14 protein-coding genes and 1 riboswitch are annotated in these 15,143 nt (G+C 66.9%); of the genes, 7 read left to right on the top strand and 7 right to left on the bottom strand.

Annotation, left to right across the window (positions count from 1 at the left end; translation table 11 throughout):
• Nucleotides 1-41 precede the first annotated feature (41 nt).
• The 3 genes from ACFVUS_RS31040 to metE all read right to left on the bottom strand — a co-directional run bounded on the left by ACFVUS_RS31040 (nucleotide 42) and on the right by metE (nucleotide 3,863).
• Complete coding sequence (locus tag ACFVUS_RS31040; protein WP_387774435.1) at nucleotides 42-731, bottom strand: hypothetical protein; 690 nt, start codon at nucleotides 729-731, stop codon at nucleotides 42-44.
• Between the two features lie 14 nt (nucleotides 732-745).
• Complete coding sequence (locus tag ACFVUS_RS31035) at nucleotides 746-1,327, bottom strand: hypothetical protein (protein ID WP_387774432.1); 582 nt, start codon at nucleotides 1,325-1,327, stop codon at nucleotides 746-748.
• A 271-nt stretch (nucleotides 1,328-1,598) separates the two neighbouring features.
• Entirely contained in the window at nucleotides 1,599-3,863 is a 2,265-nt protein-coding gene (metE, locus tag ACFVUS_RS31030; RefSeq protein WP_387774429.1) for a 5-methyltetrahydropteroyltriglutamate--homocysteine S-methyltransferase, read from the bottom strand.
• 139 nt (nucleotides 3,864-4,002) lie between these two features.
• Nucleotides 4,003-4,241, bottom strand: a riboswitch (cobalamin riboswitch).
• 219 nt (nucleotides 4,242-4,460) lie between these two features.
• Between metE and ACFVUS_RS31025 the strand changes: the two genes are divergently transcribed.
• From ACFVUS_RS31025 to ACFVUS_RS31015, 3 genes are read left to right on the top strand one after another with little or no spacing between them, the layout of a single operon-like run.
• The gene (locus tag ACFVUS_RS31025) at nucleotides 4,461-6,269 is read left to right on the top strand and encodes an ABC transporter ATP-binding protein (protein WP_387774426.1); all 1,809 of its coding nucleotides are present in this window, start codon (nucleotides 4,461-4,463) and stop codon (nucleotides 6,267-6,269) included.
• Nucleotides 6,266-8,005 carry an ABC transporter ATP-binding protein gene (locus tag ACFVUS_RS31020; protein ID WP_387774423.1) on the top strand — a complete coding sequence of 580 codons (1,740 nt, stop codon included), beginning with the start codon at nucleotides 6,266-6,268 and terminating at the stop codon, nucleotides 8,003-8,005. The genes ACFVUS_RS31025 and ACFVUS_RS31020 overlap by 4 nt, the downstream gene beginning before the upstream one ends.
• A gap of 10 nt (nucleotides 8,006-8,015) precedes the next feature.
• The gene (locus tag ACFVUS_RS31015; protein WP_387774420.1) at nucleotides 8,016-8,660 is read left to right on the top strand and encodes a TetR/AcrR family transcriptional regulator; all 645 of its coding nucleotides are present in this window, start codon (nucleotides 8,016-8,018) and stop codon (nucleotides 8,658-8,660) included.
• 22 nt (nucleotides 8,661-8,682) lie between these two features.
• On the opposite strand, the gene ACFVUS_RS31010 is transcribed toward ACFVUS_RS31015, so the two are convergent.
• Entirely contained in the window at nucleotides 8,683-9,252 is a 570-nt protein-coding gene (locus ACFVUS_RS31010) for a CGNR zinc finger domain-containing protein (RefSeq protein WP_387774417.1), read from the bottom strand.
• Nucleotides 9,253-9,355: 103 nt separating this feature from the next.
• On the opposite strand from ACFVUS_RS31010, the gene ACFVUS_RS31005 reads away from it, so the two are divergent.
• On the top strand, nucleotides 9,356-10,522 hold the full coding sequence (locus ACFVUS_RS31005) for an epoxide hydrolase family protein (protein WP_387774414.1): 1,167 nt from the start codon (nucleotides 9,356-9,358) through the stop codon (nucleotides 10,520-10,522).
• Nucleotides 10,523-10,566: 44 nt separating this feature from the next.
• Here the strand turns inward: ACFVUS_RS31005 and ACFVUS_RS31000 are convergent, their stop codons facing one another.
• Together ACFVUS_RS31000 and ACFVUS_RS30995 are read right to left on the bottom strand one after the other, a co-directional pair.
• Nucleotides 10,567-11,334, bottom strand: coding sequence for an SDR family NAD(P)-dependent oxidoreductase (locus tag ACFVUS_RS31000; protein WP_387774411.1), 768 nt, complete (start codon nucleotides 11,332-11,334; stop codon nucleotides 10,567-10,569).
• Nucleotides 11,335-11,580: 246 nt separating this feature from the next.
• Nucleotides 11,581-12,522, bottom strand: a complete 942-nt coding sequence (locus ACFVUS_RS30995) for an NADP-dependent oxidoreductase (protein ID WP_387774408.1) — start codon at nucleotides 12,520-12,522, stop codon at nucleotides 11,581-11,583.
• A 77-nt stretch (nucleotides 12,523-12,599) separates the two neighbouring features.
• Between ACFVUS_RS30995 and ACFVUS_RS30990 the strand changes: the two genes are divergently transcribed.
• The 3 genes from ACFVUS_RS30990 to ACFVUS_RS30980 all read left to right on the top strand — a co-directional run bounded on the left by ACFVUS_RS30990 (nucleotide 12,600) and on the right by ACFVUS_RS30980 (nucleotide 14,098).
• Nucleotides 12,600-13,007 (top strand): winged helix-turn-helix transcriptional regulator, encoded by a 408-nt coding sequence (locus tag ACFVUS_RS30990; RefSeq protein ID WP_387774405.1) that lies wholly within the window; start codon nucleotides 12,600-12,602, stop codon nucleotides 13,005-13,007.
• A 110-nt stretch (nucleotides 13,008-13,117) separates the two neighbouring features.
• Nucleotides 13,118-13,339 (top strand): hypothetical protein, encoded by a 222-nt coding sequence (locus ACFVUS_RS30985; protein ID WP_387774402.1) that lies wholly within the window; start codon nucleotides 13,118-13,120, stop codon nucleotides 13,337-13,339.
• Nucleotides 13,340-13,435: 96 nt separating this feature from the next.
• The gene (locus tag ACFVUS_RS30980) at nucleotides 13,436-14,098 is read left to right on the top strand and encodes an HAD-IA family hydrolase (protein WP_387774399.1); all 663 of its coding nucleotides are present in this window, start codon (nucleotides 13,436-13,438) and stop codon (nucleotides 14,096-14,098) included.
• An 84-nt stretch (nucleotides 14,099-14,182) separates the two neighbouring features.
• Here ACFVUS_RS30980 and ACFVUS_RS30975 read toward each other — a convergent pair whose 3' ends face one another.
• Nucleotides 14,183-15,097: a LysR family transcriptional regulator gene (locus tag ACFVUS_RS30975; RefSeq protein WP_387774396.1), complete on the bottom strand. Its 915-nt coding sequence runs from the start codon at nucleotides 15,095-15,097 to the stop codon at nucleotides 14,183-14,185.
• Nucleotides 15,098-15,143 lie beyond the last annotated feature (46 nt).

Genomic DNA, 15,143 nt, shown 5'->3' with positions numbered 1-15,143 from the left:
TCAGCCACGCCGGACGAGACGATGCTGATTCGCACGCCGGTTCAATCGGCCACGTAGAACAATCCCCAGTGTCGTCGCTCGGCCTCGTCGACGACCGCGGCCCAATCCCGCAGCAGCTCTGCGCATTCGTCGAAATTGTCGAACGGGGAGACATACTCGCTGATCTCCGCGGTCATCGCGGGGCGAAGCTCTTCGAGTCGATCGGCGCATCCACGCCACGCCCGCGCCAAGGTGGTGACCTCGGCCGGGGAGAACGCCGTCATCGAACCTTGGGAGATTTTGTCGATCGGCAAGCCGCCGAACGTATTCGGGCCGTACGTTTCATCGTGGTTGTCCCCCAGCAGTCGGCCGAGGAACCGGTTGAATGGATCGACCAGATCCGCAGGCGTCTCTGGTCGTTCGCGAATGTCCTCCCACAATTTCCCCAGACCCCAGTGGGGTTTGATCGATCCGCTGCACGCCACTCCGCGAAACTTGTAATCGCCGTACCAAGGCGCCACTTCCGAAGGCGCCCAACGGAACCGGGATTCATCGTCACGCGGCTTGTGCGGCACATATTCCTCTGCGTCGGGGTAGATCAGATCCCAGATCGCCTCCATCGCATCCCGGTTCACGGCTTCGGCCAGCCGATCCCAGTGTGCGATGACCGCGGAAAGATCAAGTCCCATGCACGCATCATGGGCTTCGCCGCGATCGAACGCCAGCGGATACCGCCCGACGGTGCCGGGCATCCGCGGCGATCCGGCTAGGTTGGGATGATCTGCAATCCGTCGACGAAGGTGTCGATATCGGGTTGATATAGGTCTCGATCGGCGGCGGGGGTGTCGACCATCATTCGAATCGGGTACAGCAAATCGCCTGCGCGGTAATCGAGATCGAGGAACTCGCGATAGCGGTCGACCTGATCGGGACCGGATGCGACGAGAATTCCGCTCGCCCGATTGCCGCCGAGGCGGCACAGTTGAATTTCCTCGGTTCGCCACTGTTTCCAATTACCTTGCATGCCATATGCCATGGACATGTTGGCGCTGCGTGGAGCGGACACCGTGAAGGTGACACTCGGGTTGCCGGCGCGGCCGACGTGCCGGTCGGCGAGACGCAGTATCGAATCGGCTCGGACCGGCGGGGTTACCTCCCAGCCTCGCAGGTCCGGAAGTCGCAGCGTGAAGGGCACTCCGGCGCGCGGTTCGCTGGTGATGACCGATCCGTTGGCGGCGGCAGCATCACAGGTGGTGCGCGCCGCGGGAGTCGAGGTCGTGTGCGCCGAATCCGGCCCCGACCCGCCGCAGGCGGTCACACTCGCCGCCACGGCAGCGGTCAGAAACACATGTCGAATCCTCATCACGATGGGCAGCATATCGGTACCAGAATTACCGTATTCACCGCGATACTCGCGGCTGATTTCGGCAGCTCTATCGGCGAGAACTCGGTGAATAACTCCGGGGGCATGGAGCGATAGCGGCATCGGGCACAGACAAGTGGCTATCGTCGTGCGAATCCATTACATAGTTCCTCGGCACCATTCACGACCCGGAACGGCCGGGATGTTCCGCGCGGAAAGAACACCCCGGCCGTTCGTCAGTGCCGCGCTCGAACGATCAGCGCAGCGACTGCGCCGCCGCGACCAGGTTGCGCAGCGAGGCGGTCACCTCGTCGGTGCGGCGGGTTTTGAGGCCGCAGTCCGGGTTGACCCAGAGCCGTTCGGCGGGAACGGCTTTGAGTGCCAGGGCGAGCGACTTCTCGATTTCCTCGGTGCCGGGCACGCGCGGGGAGTGGATGTCGTAGACACCCGGTCCCACGCCCAGGTCGAAGCCCGCGGCATTGAGGTCATCGAGGACCTCCATGTGCGAACGAGCGGCCTCGATCGAGGTGACGTCGGCATCGAGGCCCGCGATGGCTCCGATAACCTCACCGAACTCCGAATAGCACAGGTGCGTGTGGATTTGGGTGGCGTCGGCCACGCCCGCGGTCGAGAGCCGGAACGCGTCCACCGCCCAGTCCAGGTACGCGGCCTGATCGGCCTTGCGCAGCGGCAGCAGCTCGCGCAGGGCGGGCTCGTCCACCTGGATGATGCCGATGCCGGCGGTCTCCAGATCGACGGTCTCGTCCCGGATCGCCAGGGCGATCTGGCGGGCGGTGTCGGCCAGCGGCTGGTCATCGCGAATGAACGACCAGGCCAGGATGGTGACCGGTCCGGTCAGCATGCCCTTGACGGGCTTGCTGGTCAGCGACTGCGCGTAGGTGATCCACTGCACGGTCATCACCTGCGGCCGCACCACGTCGCCGTACACGATCGGCGGGCGCACGCAACGCGTTCCGTAGGACTGCACCCAGCCGTTGATCGTCGCGGCGAAACCGTCGAGCTGTTCGGCGAAGTACTGCACCATGTCGTTGCGCTCGGGTTCGCCGTGCACCAGCACGTCGAGTCCGATTTCCTCTTGCAGCGCAATGACTTCGGCGATCTCGGCGCGCATGCGCTCGTCGTACTCGGCCTGGTCGATCTCGCCCTTGCGCAGTTCGGCGCGTGCGATCCGGATGCGAGAGGTCTGCGGGTAGGAGCCGATGGTGGTGGTCGGCAGCAGCGGCAGGTTCAACCGCTCCTGCTGCAGCACGCGCCGCTCATCGGCCGGGGTGCGGCTGCTCGCGCCGGTGTCCAGACCGGCCAGACGCTCGCGCACCGACTCGACCCGTAGGCGGGGATCGGCTTTACGGTCCGCCACCGCGGCGCGCGCGATGTCGAGTTCAGCGGCGACCGCGGCCTCACCGTCGGTGAGAGCGGTTGCCAGCACCCGGATTTCGGCGATCTTCTCCGCGCCGAACGCCAGCCAGCCACGCAGCCGCTCATCGAGGTCGGTTTCGGGAGCCAGGCTGTACGGAACATGCAGCAGCGAGCACGAACTCGACACCGCCACCCGCACACCCGCCGCGCGCAGGCCGGTCAACCGGGGCAGCGCGTGATCGGGATCGATCCGCCAGATGTTGTGGCCGTCCACCACGCCCGCCACGATCAGCTTGTCCGTGATCGACTGTGCCGCAGCCACATCGGCGTCCCCACCGGCGACCAGGTCGAGCGCGATGGCCTCGATGCCGGTGTCGGCGAGTGCGGGCAGCGCCGCACCGAGGCGACCGAAGTAGGTGGCCACCAACAGCTGCGGGCGCGCGCTCACCTCGGAAAGCCGCTGGTAGGTGCTGCGCACCGCGCTCAGTTCGGCCTCGGACAGATCGGTGACCAGGCTCGGCTCATCGATCTGCACCCAGCTCGCACCCGCCTCTGCCAGCAGCTCGAGCAGACGCTCGTACAGCGGCAGCAGGCTCGGCAGCAGGTCGAGCAGATCGCTGCCGTCGACCGACTTGGCCAGCTTCAGGAAGGTGATCGGTCCGACCACCACCGGCCGGGCCGGAATATCCAGCGCCAGTGCCTCTTTCAGCTCGGCCAGGGGCTTGTCCGGATGCAGCGAGAACTGCGTGCTCGCTGACAGCTCGGGCACCAGGTAGTGGTAGTTGGTGTCGAACCACTTGGTCATTTCCAGCGGCGCGACCTCGGCATTGCCGCGCGCGGCGGCGAAGTACCGATCCAGCTCGTCGGCGATACCGGAGACCCGCTCGGGCAGCGCGCCCAGCAGGACCGCGGTATCGAGCACCTGGTCGTAGTACGAGAACGTGCCCACCGGAACCGAATCCAGCCCGGCGTCACGGGCGGAGGTGAGCGCGGCGGTGCGCAGTTCGCGGGCGACCTCGTGCAGGGTCGCGGCGTCGGTGCGCCCGGCCCAGTACGCTTCGATCGCCTTCTTGAGCTCCCGGTTCGGACCGATACGCGGCAGCCCCAGCACTGTTGCGGTGAAGGTGTTTTCAGGGTTCGACATCGAATGAACTCCATGGTTCAGCAGCCAGTGACCGCCGCCCATACCGAACGCACACCAATGGAGCCCATAGCAGCATCGTTCCCGTGCCCGGGTCCACTCGGCGCAACGCCCAATCCACGAGGCGACGACCGCCGGATACGGCGTATCCGGCACAGCGGGCAGGTCTTCGGACTCGTGGGCATCGACCCCGATGGGGTCGGCCCCGGCGCTCGTGGCCCGGGGCTGGTCCTACTGACCGTCGCTTCCCAGGCATACTTCCGGCGCCCAGTGCGAATGACGGCTGTCGTTCCCACTCACCGCTGCGGGACAGTCCCGGATTCTCACCGGGTTCCCTCTCACCCGTCGGCGCGCGAACGCACCTGCGGGCTTCGACGCCGTCGGGTTGGGGTCAGGGGCTCCTCGACTCCACCTCCGGCGAACCAGCTGCGGAGGCGAATATAGCGAAAACAGATGGGATAGCGAAAGGCGGGGCTGGTCCATCCCATGGAGTGGACCTGCCGGGCGGGCGGAATCGCGGGCGGCGAGAGCATCGAGCGGGCTGTTCGATCGCCGCACGTAGTTAGTGACAGCCTGTCTCTGTTAGGTTAGCCTTCCTTCGTGACCAAGACGTTGGAACCGTCAGAGTTGTTGCCCGAGATCGATGTCGAGCCCGAAGGTGCGCGGGATGCGGCCGCGGCGGACAAACAGGCCCTCGCCGAGTTGGTGGCACCGGTGCGTGGACGTACCCGGCTGGCCATGGGGTTACAGGTGGTGGCGTCGGCGGCGACGATCGCGCCCTATGTGGCCATCGCCGAACTCGGCAAGACACTGCTGACCGATGCGGCCGTCGATGAGCATCGCGCCTGGATCGTGGTGTGGTGCACCGTGATCGCGCTCGGGGTGCGCGCGGGATTCGGCGGAGCGGCGCTGATGATCACGCACTTCGCCGACGTACGGCTACAGGCGCTGCTGCGGCGGCGGATCGTGGCGGTGCTGGGCACCCTGCCGCTGGGATGGTTCAGCCGCAATTCCTCGGGGCTGGTGCGCAAGGCCGCCCAGAACGATATCGACGATCTGCACTATCTGGTCGCACACCGGGATGTGGAAACCCTTGCGGCAGTGGCGACTCCGCTATTCGCACTGGGCTATGTCATCTGGATCGACTGGCGGCTGGCGCTGTTGGCGGTGCTGGCGCTGCCGATCTACGCGGTGCTGTACGGGTTCATGACCCGCGGCATGGCGGAGAAGATGCGCGAGATGAACACCGGCATCGCCCGCATCAGCGCCACCATCGTGGAGTTCGTCAACGGGATCTCGGTGGTCAAAGCCTACGGGCGCACCGGGCAGGCGCATTCGCGATTCCGGGACGCGGCAATCGATTTCGGTGAATTCTATGCCGGATGGGTGCGCCCGATGCTGCGCACCGAGGCGATCGGGTCGATGGTGCTCAGCGCACCGGTGGTGCTGGTGGTGAACCTGATCGGCGGTATCGCCATGGTGCAGGCGGGCTGGGTGTCGGTGATCGACGCCCTCACCGCGACGCTGGTGGCGATGGCATTGCCCGCCACGGTGATCACCCTCGGGTTCGGGATGCAGGCGCGCCGCGAGGCCGCCGCGGCGGCGGGACGGCTCTCGGCACTACTGAACACTCCGCCCCTGCCCACCCCGGACCGAGCCCTGGAACCCGTTGGGCACGAAGTGGTTTTCGACTCCGTGTCCTTCGCCTACGACGAGCGCACCCCGGCGCTGAGCGAGATCGAACTGACGCTGCGCCCGGGCACCATCACCGCGCTGGTGGGTGCCTCGGGCTCGGGCAAATCGACACTGGCGACATTGCTGCCGCGCTTTCACGACCCCGATGCGGGAGCCGTGCGCATCGGCGGGGTCGACGTGCGCGAGATCGCACCCGAAACCCTGTACCGGCAGGTGGGTTTCGTTCTTCAGGAAGTCCAACTGCTGAGTGTGTCGGTGCTGGACAATATTCGGCTCGCACGACCCGAGGCGAGCCTGGAACAGGTACGCGCCGCGGCCCGCGCGGCCTGCGTGGACGAGCGAGTGCAGGGGTTGCCGCGCGGCTACGACTCGGTCGTGGGCGTGGACGCGCTGCTGTCCGGCGGTGAGGCGCAACGGGTGTCGATCGCACGCGCCCTGCTGGCCGATACCCCGATCCTGGTGCTCGATGAGGCGACCGCGCACGCGGACCCCGAATCCGAGGCCGATATCCAGCAGGCGCTGTCCGCGCTCGCGGTCGGGCGCACGCTGCTGGTGATCGCGCATCGCCTGGACACCATCGTGGGCGCGGACCAGATCGTGGTACTCGATCGCGGTCGCATCGCCGAACAGGGCACCCATGACCAATTGCTCGCCGCCGCAGGGCTGTACGCCCGCATGTGGCGCCACCATCACCTCGGAGGAGACCACCTGTGATCGCCGATCTCGCCGCCATCCTGGGCCGCCCCCATCGCGGCAAACTACGAACCTTCCTGTCCTGGGCCATCGGATACGGTGTGCTGCAAGGACTCTCGGTGGTGTTCCTGCTGCCGATCGCCCGCGCGCTGCACAGCGGTGACTACGGCACCGCCTGGCGCTGGCTGGCCGGTGCGGCCGCGTGCGCGGCACTGTGCTGCCTGGCGCACTATCGCCAGGCCATGGCCGGATTCGAGGTCGCGCTGACGCTGCTGCGCACCATGCACCTGCGGGTGGGTGATCATCTGGTCAAGCTGCCGCTGGGCTGGTTCGGACCCGACACCGTCGGTCGCGCCGCCCAAATCGCCTCCAAGGGAACACTTTCGGTATCCGGTGCGGCGGCGCATCTGCTCACCCCGGTGGTGACCGGGGTCGCCACACCCGCCACGATCGTGCTGTGCCTGCTGGTGCTGGACTGGCGCCTGGGCGCGGTACTGCTGGTGTGCGCGCCGCTGATCTGGCTGGCGGCGCGCTGGTCCGCGCGCCTGCTCGCCGATGCCGACGAGATCGCCCATCACGCGGCGGTGCGCGCGGGTAACCGGGTGCTCGAATACGCGCGCTGCCAGCCGGTGCTGCGTGCGTTCGGGCGCACCTCCCGGCCGTACGAACCCCTCGACGACGCCATCGAAGCCCAGCGCAGCGCGGGCCGAGCGACCATGTGGGCCGCGGTGGTCGGCGCCGTCGCCACCGGGGTGGCGCTACAGCTCACCTTCACCGCGTTGATCGTGGCCGGGACCGTGCTGGCGTTGCGCGGTGATCTCGGGGCGATCGAGCTGATCGCACTGCTGGGTGTCACCGCGCGTTTCGTGCAGCCACTGAGCGAAGTCGGTGAACTCGGCGGCGCGGTCCGCATGGCGCGCGCCGAACTGGGCCGTATGGCCGCGGTGCTCGCGGAATCCCCACTGCCCGAACCGGACTCGGCCACAGCCGCGGTGACACCGGGAACGGTCGAATTCGATCACGTGCGCTTCGGGTATACGTCGGAAACCCCTGTGCTACAGGATATTTCATTCCAGCTCGCGCCCGGCACATTGACCGCGCTGGTCGGCCCGTCCGGCTCGGGTAAAACCACCGTCACCCGGCTCATCGCGCGCTTCTACGATGTGGACTCCGGTGTGGTCCGGGTCGGCGGTGTGGATGTGCGCGATCAGAGCACCGCGGAGCTGATGGGCCAGCTCGCCCTGGTGTTCCAGGATGTGTACCTGTTCGATGACACCCTCGAAGCCAATATCCGCGTCGGGCGCGAGGACGCCACCGATGAGCAACTGCATGCCGCGGCGCGCATGGCCGGGGTCGAGGAGATCGTGCGCCGCCTGCCCGACGGCTGGAATACCCGGGTGGGCGAAGCCGGTTCCGCGCTGTCCGGCGGTGAACGCCAACGCGTGTCGATCGCGCGCGCCCTGCTCAAGGACGCACAGGTGGTGCTGCTGGACGAGGCGACCGCGGCGCTCGACCCGGAGAACGAAACCTATGTGCGTGCCGCGCTCGGGGCCCTGCGCTCGCGGTCGACCCTGCTGGTGATCGCGCACCAGCTCTCCACTGTCACCAGCGCCGACCGCATCATCGTCCTCGACGCGCAGGGGCACGTCGCCGAAACCGGAACCCACACAGAGCTTCTCGCGCGCGACGGCCGCTACCGCGATTTCTGGACCGAACGCGAGCGTGCCGCCGGATGGAGGCTCGCCGCGGGCCGGTAACCTGGGGCCAATGTCTTCAGCCCGCCCCGGTAAACGCACAGGCCGGCCGCGGTCGCTGTCCGAGAGCGACATCATCGCGGCCGCCCTGGCCGAAGACCTCAACACCCTGAGCATGCCCTCGGTGGCGCGTCGGTTGGGCGTCGCGCATTCCGCGCTCTACCGCTACTTCCCCGACCGCGACAGCCTGGTCCGCGCCGCCATGGCCCAGGCCATCGCCGATATCGACTGGCCGCACGGCACCGAACCGTGGCGCGAGATGCTCACCGCCCTGGCCGACCGCATGTGGCAGGTGTTCGAACGCCACCCGGGTTTCGCCACCGCTGTCCTATCCATCCCCGGCACCCCGCCGGGCGGGGTTCATCTGCTCGAACGCCTGGCGCGCGGCCTGGTCGCGCAGGGTTTCACCGTCCGCGACGCGGTCCTGGCCCTGGACTTCCTGTCCGATCTGACCCTGACCACCTTCACCATGATGAGCAACCTGGACACCCCCTTCGACGGGCGCACCGTCCGCGACGCCTACCGCACCACCCTCACCGAGGGCGAACTCCTGACCCAAGCCCTCGACGACGATTCGGTGTGGCGCGGGCGCGGCTGGCTCGACGACAAGATCGCCGTCATGCTCGACGGCCTCGAACACCGCCGCGGCACCGCCTGAATTCGGCGGCGAGTTCAGGCGATCAGTCCCCCGGTGCGGGGTGGGTGCGCTGGTGCAAACGTGCCTTCTTCTGCCGATTTCCGCACGTGTTCATGTCACACCATCGGCGGGTTCGGCTTTGACTGGTGTCGAAGAAGGCGGCGCGGCAGGTCGGTGAGGCGCACAGCGCCAGTTTTCCGTCTCGCTCGCCCGAGATGATGCTGATTGCGTCGGCGGCGATCACGCCGAGGGCATCGTCGAGGCCCGAGTCCGCGCCGAGTCTCCAGTGCCGGGTGCGGTCGAGAGTCAGGGTGGCGGCGGCTCGGCCCTCGCGGCTGCGGTCATTGATGATCCGCACCGCGGCGGCGGGCAGCGCGTGCTCGGATGCGGCCGCTGTCGCGGTGCGGTGAATCGCTTCTCGCAGTTCCCGGGCACGCTCGAATTGCTCTGTGGTGCACGAGTTTACGGCGAGTCCGCTCACCGCCAGCCAGTCGATGAGTCGCTGCGGTGTCGGAATGCGTTCCACGGCTGTGCCATAACGCTCCGACAGCGTCCCTGTGAAGCTGGTCGCAAGCACGGTACCGAGGCGGAAATCGGGAAACCCAGCACTCATGGAACCACCTTAGCTGGTTGCGGACCGGTCGGAACGCATGTTAGAACCGTCTAAGCCGGTTCATCTCGGGCCGTAGCCGGCGACGCGACGATCAGGAGGACTCATGCCCCGTCCGACCAGCGACGTGCACGCATTCCACACCCACATCCCCGACGCCGATCTCGAGGATCTGCGCACCCGATTGGCGGCCGCACGGCTGCCCGAAGCCGAAACGGTCCACGCCGCAACCGGTCCCGACCGATGGGATCAAGGCGTTCCACTGGCCGACCTGGTCGATATCGTGAACTACTGGCGCACCGAATACGACTGGCGGTCGTTCGAAGCACGCCTGAACCGAATCGGCCAGTACCGCACGATCATTGACGATCTGGGAATCCACTTCCTGCACCGCCGCTCGGACCGCGCGGACGCCACCGCGTTGATCCTGACGCACGGGTGGCCGGGCAGCATCGCCGAATTCGTCGACGTGATAGAGGATTTGGCGAATCCACAGGATGCGGACGCCCCGGCGTTCCACGTCGTGGTTCCCTCCCTTCCGGGCTTCGGATTCAGCGACAAGCCCGAGACCACCGGGTGGGGAACCGAAAAGATCGCCGCCGCATGGGTGCAACTGATGGGGCGACTCGGCTACGACAGGTTCGCCGCCCACGGTGGCGACTGGGGAGGCAACATCACCACGGTGCTCGCGGGTAGATTCCCCGAGCACGTGCTGGGCATCCACACCACCTTCGCCGAGGCTCCGCCCGGATTGACGACCGAGGGGCTGACGGCGACCGAGCGCGCGTGGACACAGGAAACCCACGATTTCTGGCATCACCGCGCGGCCTATGCGAAACAGCAGGCCACCCGACCCCAGACGATCGGCTATTCGCTGGTCGACTCACCGGTCGGGCTGCTGGCCTGGATCCTGGACAAGTTCGCCGAGTGGTCCGATACCCGGGACAGCCCGTTCGAGACGATGTCCCGGGATCGAATTCTCGACGACGTCACCCTCTACTGGCTCACGCGCACCGGGGCGTCCGCGGCCCGCATCTACTACGAGAGCCACAATTCCCTCGACCCCGAACTGCGGGTCGATGTCCCGTCCGCGATCACCATCTATCCCCGCGATATCGAGAAATACCCGCGGCCCTGGGCACAGCAGCGGTATCGGCAGATCGTGCGCTGGCGATCGCCTGAGGCCGGAGGCCATTTCCCGTCGCTGGAGGTTCCGGAATTCTTCGTCAGCGATCTACGACAGGGCCTGGCTGCGGTGCTGGCCGCCGGTTGATCCTGCGCGCCTGACGTGCCGGAATCACCTGGTGCGCAACGACATCAGCGCGGGGCCATGCGCAAGGCACCGTCCATGCGGATGGATTCGCCGTTGAGGTAGTCGTGTTCGATGATGTACTGCGCCAGTTGCGCGTACTCGTCGGGGCGGCCCAGGCGCGACGGGAAGGGGATTCCGGCTTCCAGGCTGGTGCGGTATTCCTGGCTCAGGCCCGCGAGCATCGGGGTGTCGATGGTGCCGGGGGCGATGGTGTTCACGCGAATACCGAACTGCGCCAGGTCGCGTGCGGCCGGAATGGTCATGGCCGCGACGCCGCCCTTGGAGGCGGAGTAGGCGATCTGGCCGATCTGGCCTTCGAACGCCGCGACCGAGGCGGTGTTGATGACCACCCCGCGCGAGCCGTACTCGTCGACCGGCTCGGTCGTGGCGATGGCGTCGGCGGCCAGGCGCATGACATTGAAAGTGCCGAGCAGGTTCACGGTGATGACCGTGCGGAACAGTTCCAGATCGTGCGGACCATGCTTGGAGACGATGCGTCCGGCCCAGCCCACACCGGCGCAGTTGACGACGATGCGCAGCGGCACACCGGATTCCACGACCTTGGCGACTGCGGCGGCCACCTCGTCACCGCTGGTGACGTCGGTCGGGATCAGGGTGACACCGGCCGGGACGGCCTCGCCCGCGCGCTCGATCGACTGGGCCAGGTCCAGGCCGAACACAGTGGCGCCGGCGTCGGCGAGGCGCTTGGCGGTGGCCGCACCGAGGCCGGAAGCACCTCCGGTGACGATGGCGGCGGAGCCGGAAATCTCCATGTTGCTCAGGTCCTTTCGATGGTGAAGCGCTATTCGCGAGCGCTCCGGTTCACGTACACAGGACCCGAGTTCAGTGATCCCCGCGCAGAAGGTAGTTGGCGCAGCGGCAATAAAGCGAGCGGATGTGACGGCATCAACAGTGACGAATGTGCTGGTCAGTGCAGTTTTCACAACCGCAGTGGCGTTCGGCAGTGCACAGGGCCGAAAACCCGCTCGCTCGTCAACCGATCCCCGGTCCAGCACGGCTCACGGGATCAGAACCACTCGCCCGCGCAGGCCGCCGCGGTCCATTCGACGGTGCGCTTCGGCGGCTTGGTGCAGGGGAAGGGTGGCGGCGATTCTCGGGGCGAGGCCAATCGTGGCCAGATCTGCCAGTGCGGGGCCGTCGGCGCTGATCCATTGTTGGTGAATTCTTATGCCCCGCAATGGGGTTGGCACGATCCCACCGGCTACGGTGACGTAGACACCACGGGTGCGCACGGCCGCTACCGCTGCCATACCCAGGCCTGCGGTATCAAGTGCACCGTGGGCCCCGCCGGGGACCAGCTCGCGGATCGCCGCCGCCAGATCGGGTGTGTCGCGGGGAATGATCCACTCGGCTCCCGCGGCACGCAGGAATGGTTCATCGGCGGGGTGTGCGTGGGCCAGGACGCGCAAGCCGCGGCGGGTTGCCAGTTCGACCGCGAATCCTCCTACCGCGCCGGCGGATCCGGTAATCAGGCCGGTGTCGCCGGGGGCGAGCGCGAGCAGGTCGAGTGATTGCAGGGCGGTGAGGCCATTGAGTGGGAGGGTGGCGGCTTCGAGTGCGGTGAGCCCGGCGGCCGGGGCCACCGCGCAGGCATCGAGGACCACATACTCGGCGTAGGTGCCGAGCGCGCGATCCAGCAGATCGCGCAAGCCGATCACGTTCTGCCCCAACGCGAATGATGTCGCACCGGGACCTATGGCATGCACTACGCCCGCGACATCCCAGCCGATGCCGGTGGTAGCGCGCGGGGTCATCAGGCCCGCGTCGGCCAGTGCGCCGGATCGGGTGAGCAGGTCGACGGGGTTGACGGTCGCGGCCTGCACCCGGATCAGGATTTGGCCCGGCCCCGGGACGGGGATGGGAACCCGCACCAGTTCAAGGACTTCGGGACCGCCGTAGCCGCGGGCTATCACCGCGCGCATCGTGTCTGTGGTGGGCATACCGATCAATAAAGTCGAGTTGGCCTTGGACAGGAAGCAGGCACTCGTGAGTGCCTACCGCACCCGAAGGAGCCCCATTGCCGACCCGCACCGCCGCTCAGCGCCGCGCCGAGGCCGGCGCGGGGTATGACGCCTATCTGGCGGAATGCCCCGCGCGCCAACTACTGGACCGCATCGCCGACAAATGGGTAAGCCTGTCGATCAACGCGCTCGCGGACGGGCCCCAACGGCACAGCGATCTGCAGCGCCGCCTGGCCAGCGTCAGCCAGAAGATGCTCACCCAGACGCTGCGCAATCTCGAACGCGACGGATTGGTCGCGCGCACCGTAACCACTTCGGTGCCGGCGCGGGTGGATTACGAGTTGACCGAACTGGGCTATTCGCTGCTGCCGGTCATGCGAGCTATCAAGGGCTGGGCCGAAACCCATATGGATCGGGTGCACGACGCCCGCCTCAGCTACGACGAGGTCCACCGCGCGAGCTGACCCCTCCGATCACGCACGCTTCTCGGGCGAACAGTCCACAAGCCAACCGCAAGGTTTCGTTAACGCCCGCACTGGAATGTGGTCTTGTCACACAACGAGGGGAGAACACAATGAAGGTCATTCAGGGCGCAGCGGTCATCGGCGGCGTGCTCGCGGCGGCGAGTATCGCGCTGGCCGGAACCGCGTCCGCGTCGGCGACACCGGTCGCGCACACCTGGTGCCCCCACAGCGAGTTGATGCATCCGACGTGGGATGTGTACACCGGCAAACCGGTCATCTGCGTCAACACCGGGGCCACCGGATTGATGTGGGTTCCCGACGCCACCCGCTGATTTCGACTCACGAGCCGCCGTGGATCGGCCAGCCGGTCGCCGCCGCCGCGGCGGTGACCATTGCGGCACCGGGCATATACCGGTTATAACCAGTGCATGACGGTTGACACCACGCTCACTGCTCGCGGCCTGCTACTGGACATGGACAGCACCCTGGTGAACTCCGAAGCCGTGGTGGAACACCTGTGGCGCGGGTGGGCCGCCACGCACGGCCTGCCGATCGAGGATGTGCTCGCGGTGGCCCACGGACGCCAAGGCTGGGCGACGATGGCCGAACTGCTTCCCGACCGGGACGTGGCACTGAACCTGGCCGACAACGCCCGCATGCTCGCCGAGGAAACCCGCATCGTCGAGGGCGTGATCCCGATCCCGGGGGCACCGGCATTCATGACAGCCCTGGCCCAACTCCCCCACGCACTGGTCACCTCCGCCAACAGCGCACTCACCACCGCACGCATGGGCGCGGCCGGACTGCCAATCCCCGCGATCCGAATCACCGCCGAATCGGTGAACGTCAGCAAACCCGACCCCGAAGGATTCCTCAAAGCCGCAGCCGAACTCGGCCTACCCGCCGACGACTGCCTCGTCTTCGAAGACTCCGAAGCGGGCATCGCCGCCGGTAAAGCCGCCGGAATGCGAGTCATCGGCGTCGGCCCCCGCGCCGCCGCCTTCACCCCCACCGCCCACGTGCACGACCTGACCCAAATCCGCATCGAAGAGCGCGCGGGTGGTGTGATCGCAGTTCACATCAGAAACTGATCCGCGCACCCGCCCACATCTATCCATCGAAGCCGCGTGCGGCGCGAAAGCCGTTAAGCCCCAAATCAATACGGCGTTAGATAGTCACGGTCGGCCCGCGCCGATATGGGTCATCGCGTGCCGGGCGATGTAGTCATGCAGGCGCGTGACGACCGGGGTGGGTCGATGGTTGCCCGACACCAGCCCGATCGTTCGCTCGCGCGCACCGGAGAGCCAGACGCGATGCAGGCCGGGATGCGGCGTCTCCGGCTCGGGAAGAAGAGCGACACCCAGCCCGTGCGCGACGAGCGAGCGCAAGGTCTCGAATTCGGTGATCTCGAATACGACGTTCGGAGTGAATCCGACTGCGGTACACCAAGAGTCGAGCAGTCGGCGCAGGTGATAGGTCGAGGGGTTGGCAATGAAGACTTCCTCGCGAAGATCCGCGAGGTCGACGGAGTCGGCGGCAGCCAGCCGATGTCCGTGCGGCACATACAGGTGAATTCGCTGCTGCCCCAACACCTGTGCCGCAAGGTCGGTGGGCGAGGGAATCATGACAGCGAGATCGAGCTGCCCGTCGCCGATCATCGCTGCCAGCGCCTCACCGTGCGCCTGCACCAGGTGCAGGCGCACACGCGGTGCACTGGAATGGAATTGAGCCAGCAACGACGGAATGCTCACCGGTCCGAGAGTCAGCGGAAACCCGAACCGAACCAGGCCCGTCTCTGGGTCGGAATTGCCCCGAACCGTGCTGATGGCATCGTCGAGTGCACGAACCAGTCCATTGGTGCGCTCGAACAACTCGCGCCCGGCGGGGGTGAGCGCGATACCCCGCCCAACCTGATGGAACAGCTGCACCCCGATCGCCTTCTCCACCGCCTTGAGCCGACGGCTCAGTGACGACTGCGGAACTCCGAGCTCCTGCGATGCCCGCGTGATGTGACCCGTGTGCGCTGTGGTGTCGAACGCTGCCAACAGTGGCACCAACTCTTCGAGCCGAGCCGAAGGAAACTCATCCATATTCGGATGATAATCACTCGATCTTGGCTATAGACGGATGAATTGA

Source organism: Nocardia sp. NPDC058058, assembly GCF_042885355.1.
Classification (GTDB): Bacteria; Actinomycetota; Actinomycetes; order Mycobacteriales; family Mycobacteriaceae; genus Nocardia.
This window is presented reverse-complemented; position numbering and strand designations above follow the sequence as displayed.

Coding starts and splice junctions, on each gene's coding strand:
- ACFVUS_RS31015 (WP_387774420.1), top strand. CDS start 8,016: ATGTCTTCAGCCCGCCCCGGTAAACGCACAGGCCGGCCGCGGTCGCTG.
- ACFVUS_RS30980 (WP_387774399.1), top strand. CDS start 13,436: ATGACGGTTGACACCACGCTCACTGCTCGCGGCCTGCTACTGGACATG.
- metE (WP_387774429.1), bottom strand. CDS start 3,863: ATGTCGAACCCTGAAAACACCTTCACCGCAACAGTGCTGGGGCTGCCG.
- ACFVUS_RS30975 (WP_387774396.1), bottom strand. CDS start 15,097: ATGGATGAGTTTCCTTCGGCTCGGCTCGAAGAGTTGGTGCCACTGTTG.
- ACFVUS_RS30985 (WP_387774402.1), top strand. CDS start 13,118: ATGAAGGTCATTCAGGGCGCAGCGGTCATCGGCGGCGTGCTCGCGGCG.
- ACFVUS_RS31040 (WP_387774435.1), bottom strand. CDS start 731: ATGCCCGGCACCGTCGGGCGGTATCCGCTGGCGTTCGATCGCGGCGAA.
- ACFVUS_RS31010 (WP_387774417.1), bottom strand. CDS start 9,252: ATGAGTGCTGGGTTTCCCGATTTCCGCCTCGGTACCGTGCTTGCGACC.
- ACFVUS_RS31000 (WP_387774411.1), bottom strand. CDS start 11,334: ATGGAGATTTCCGGCTCCGCCGCCATCGTCACCGGAGGTGCTTCCGGC.
- ACFVUS_RS31005 (WP_387774414.1), top strand. CDS start 9,356: ATGCCCCGTCCGACCAGCGACGTGCACGCATTCCACACCCACATCCCC.
- ACFVUS_RS30995 (WP_387774408.1), bottom strand. CDS start 12,522: ATGCCCACCACAGACACGATGCGCGCGGTGATAGCCCGCGGCTACGGC.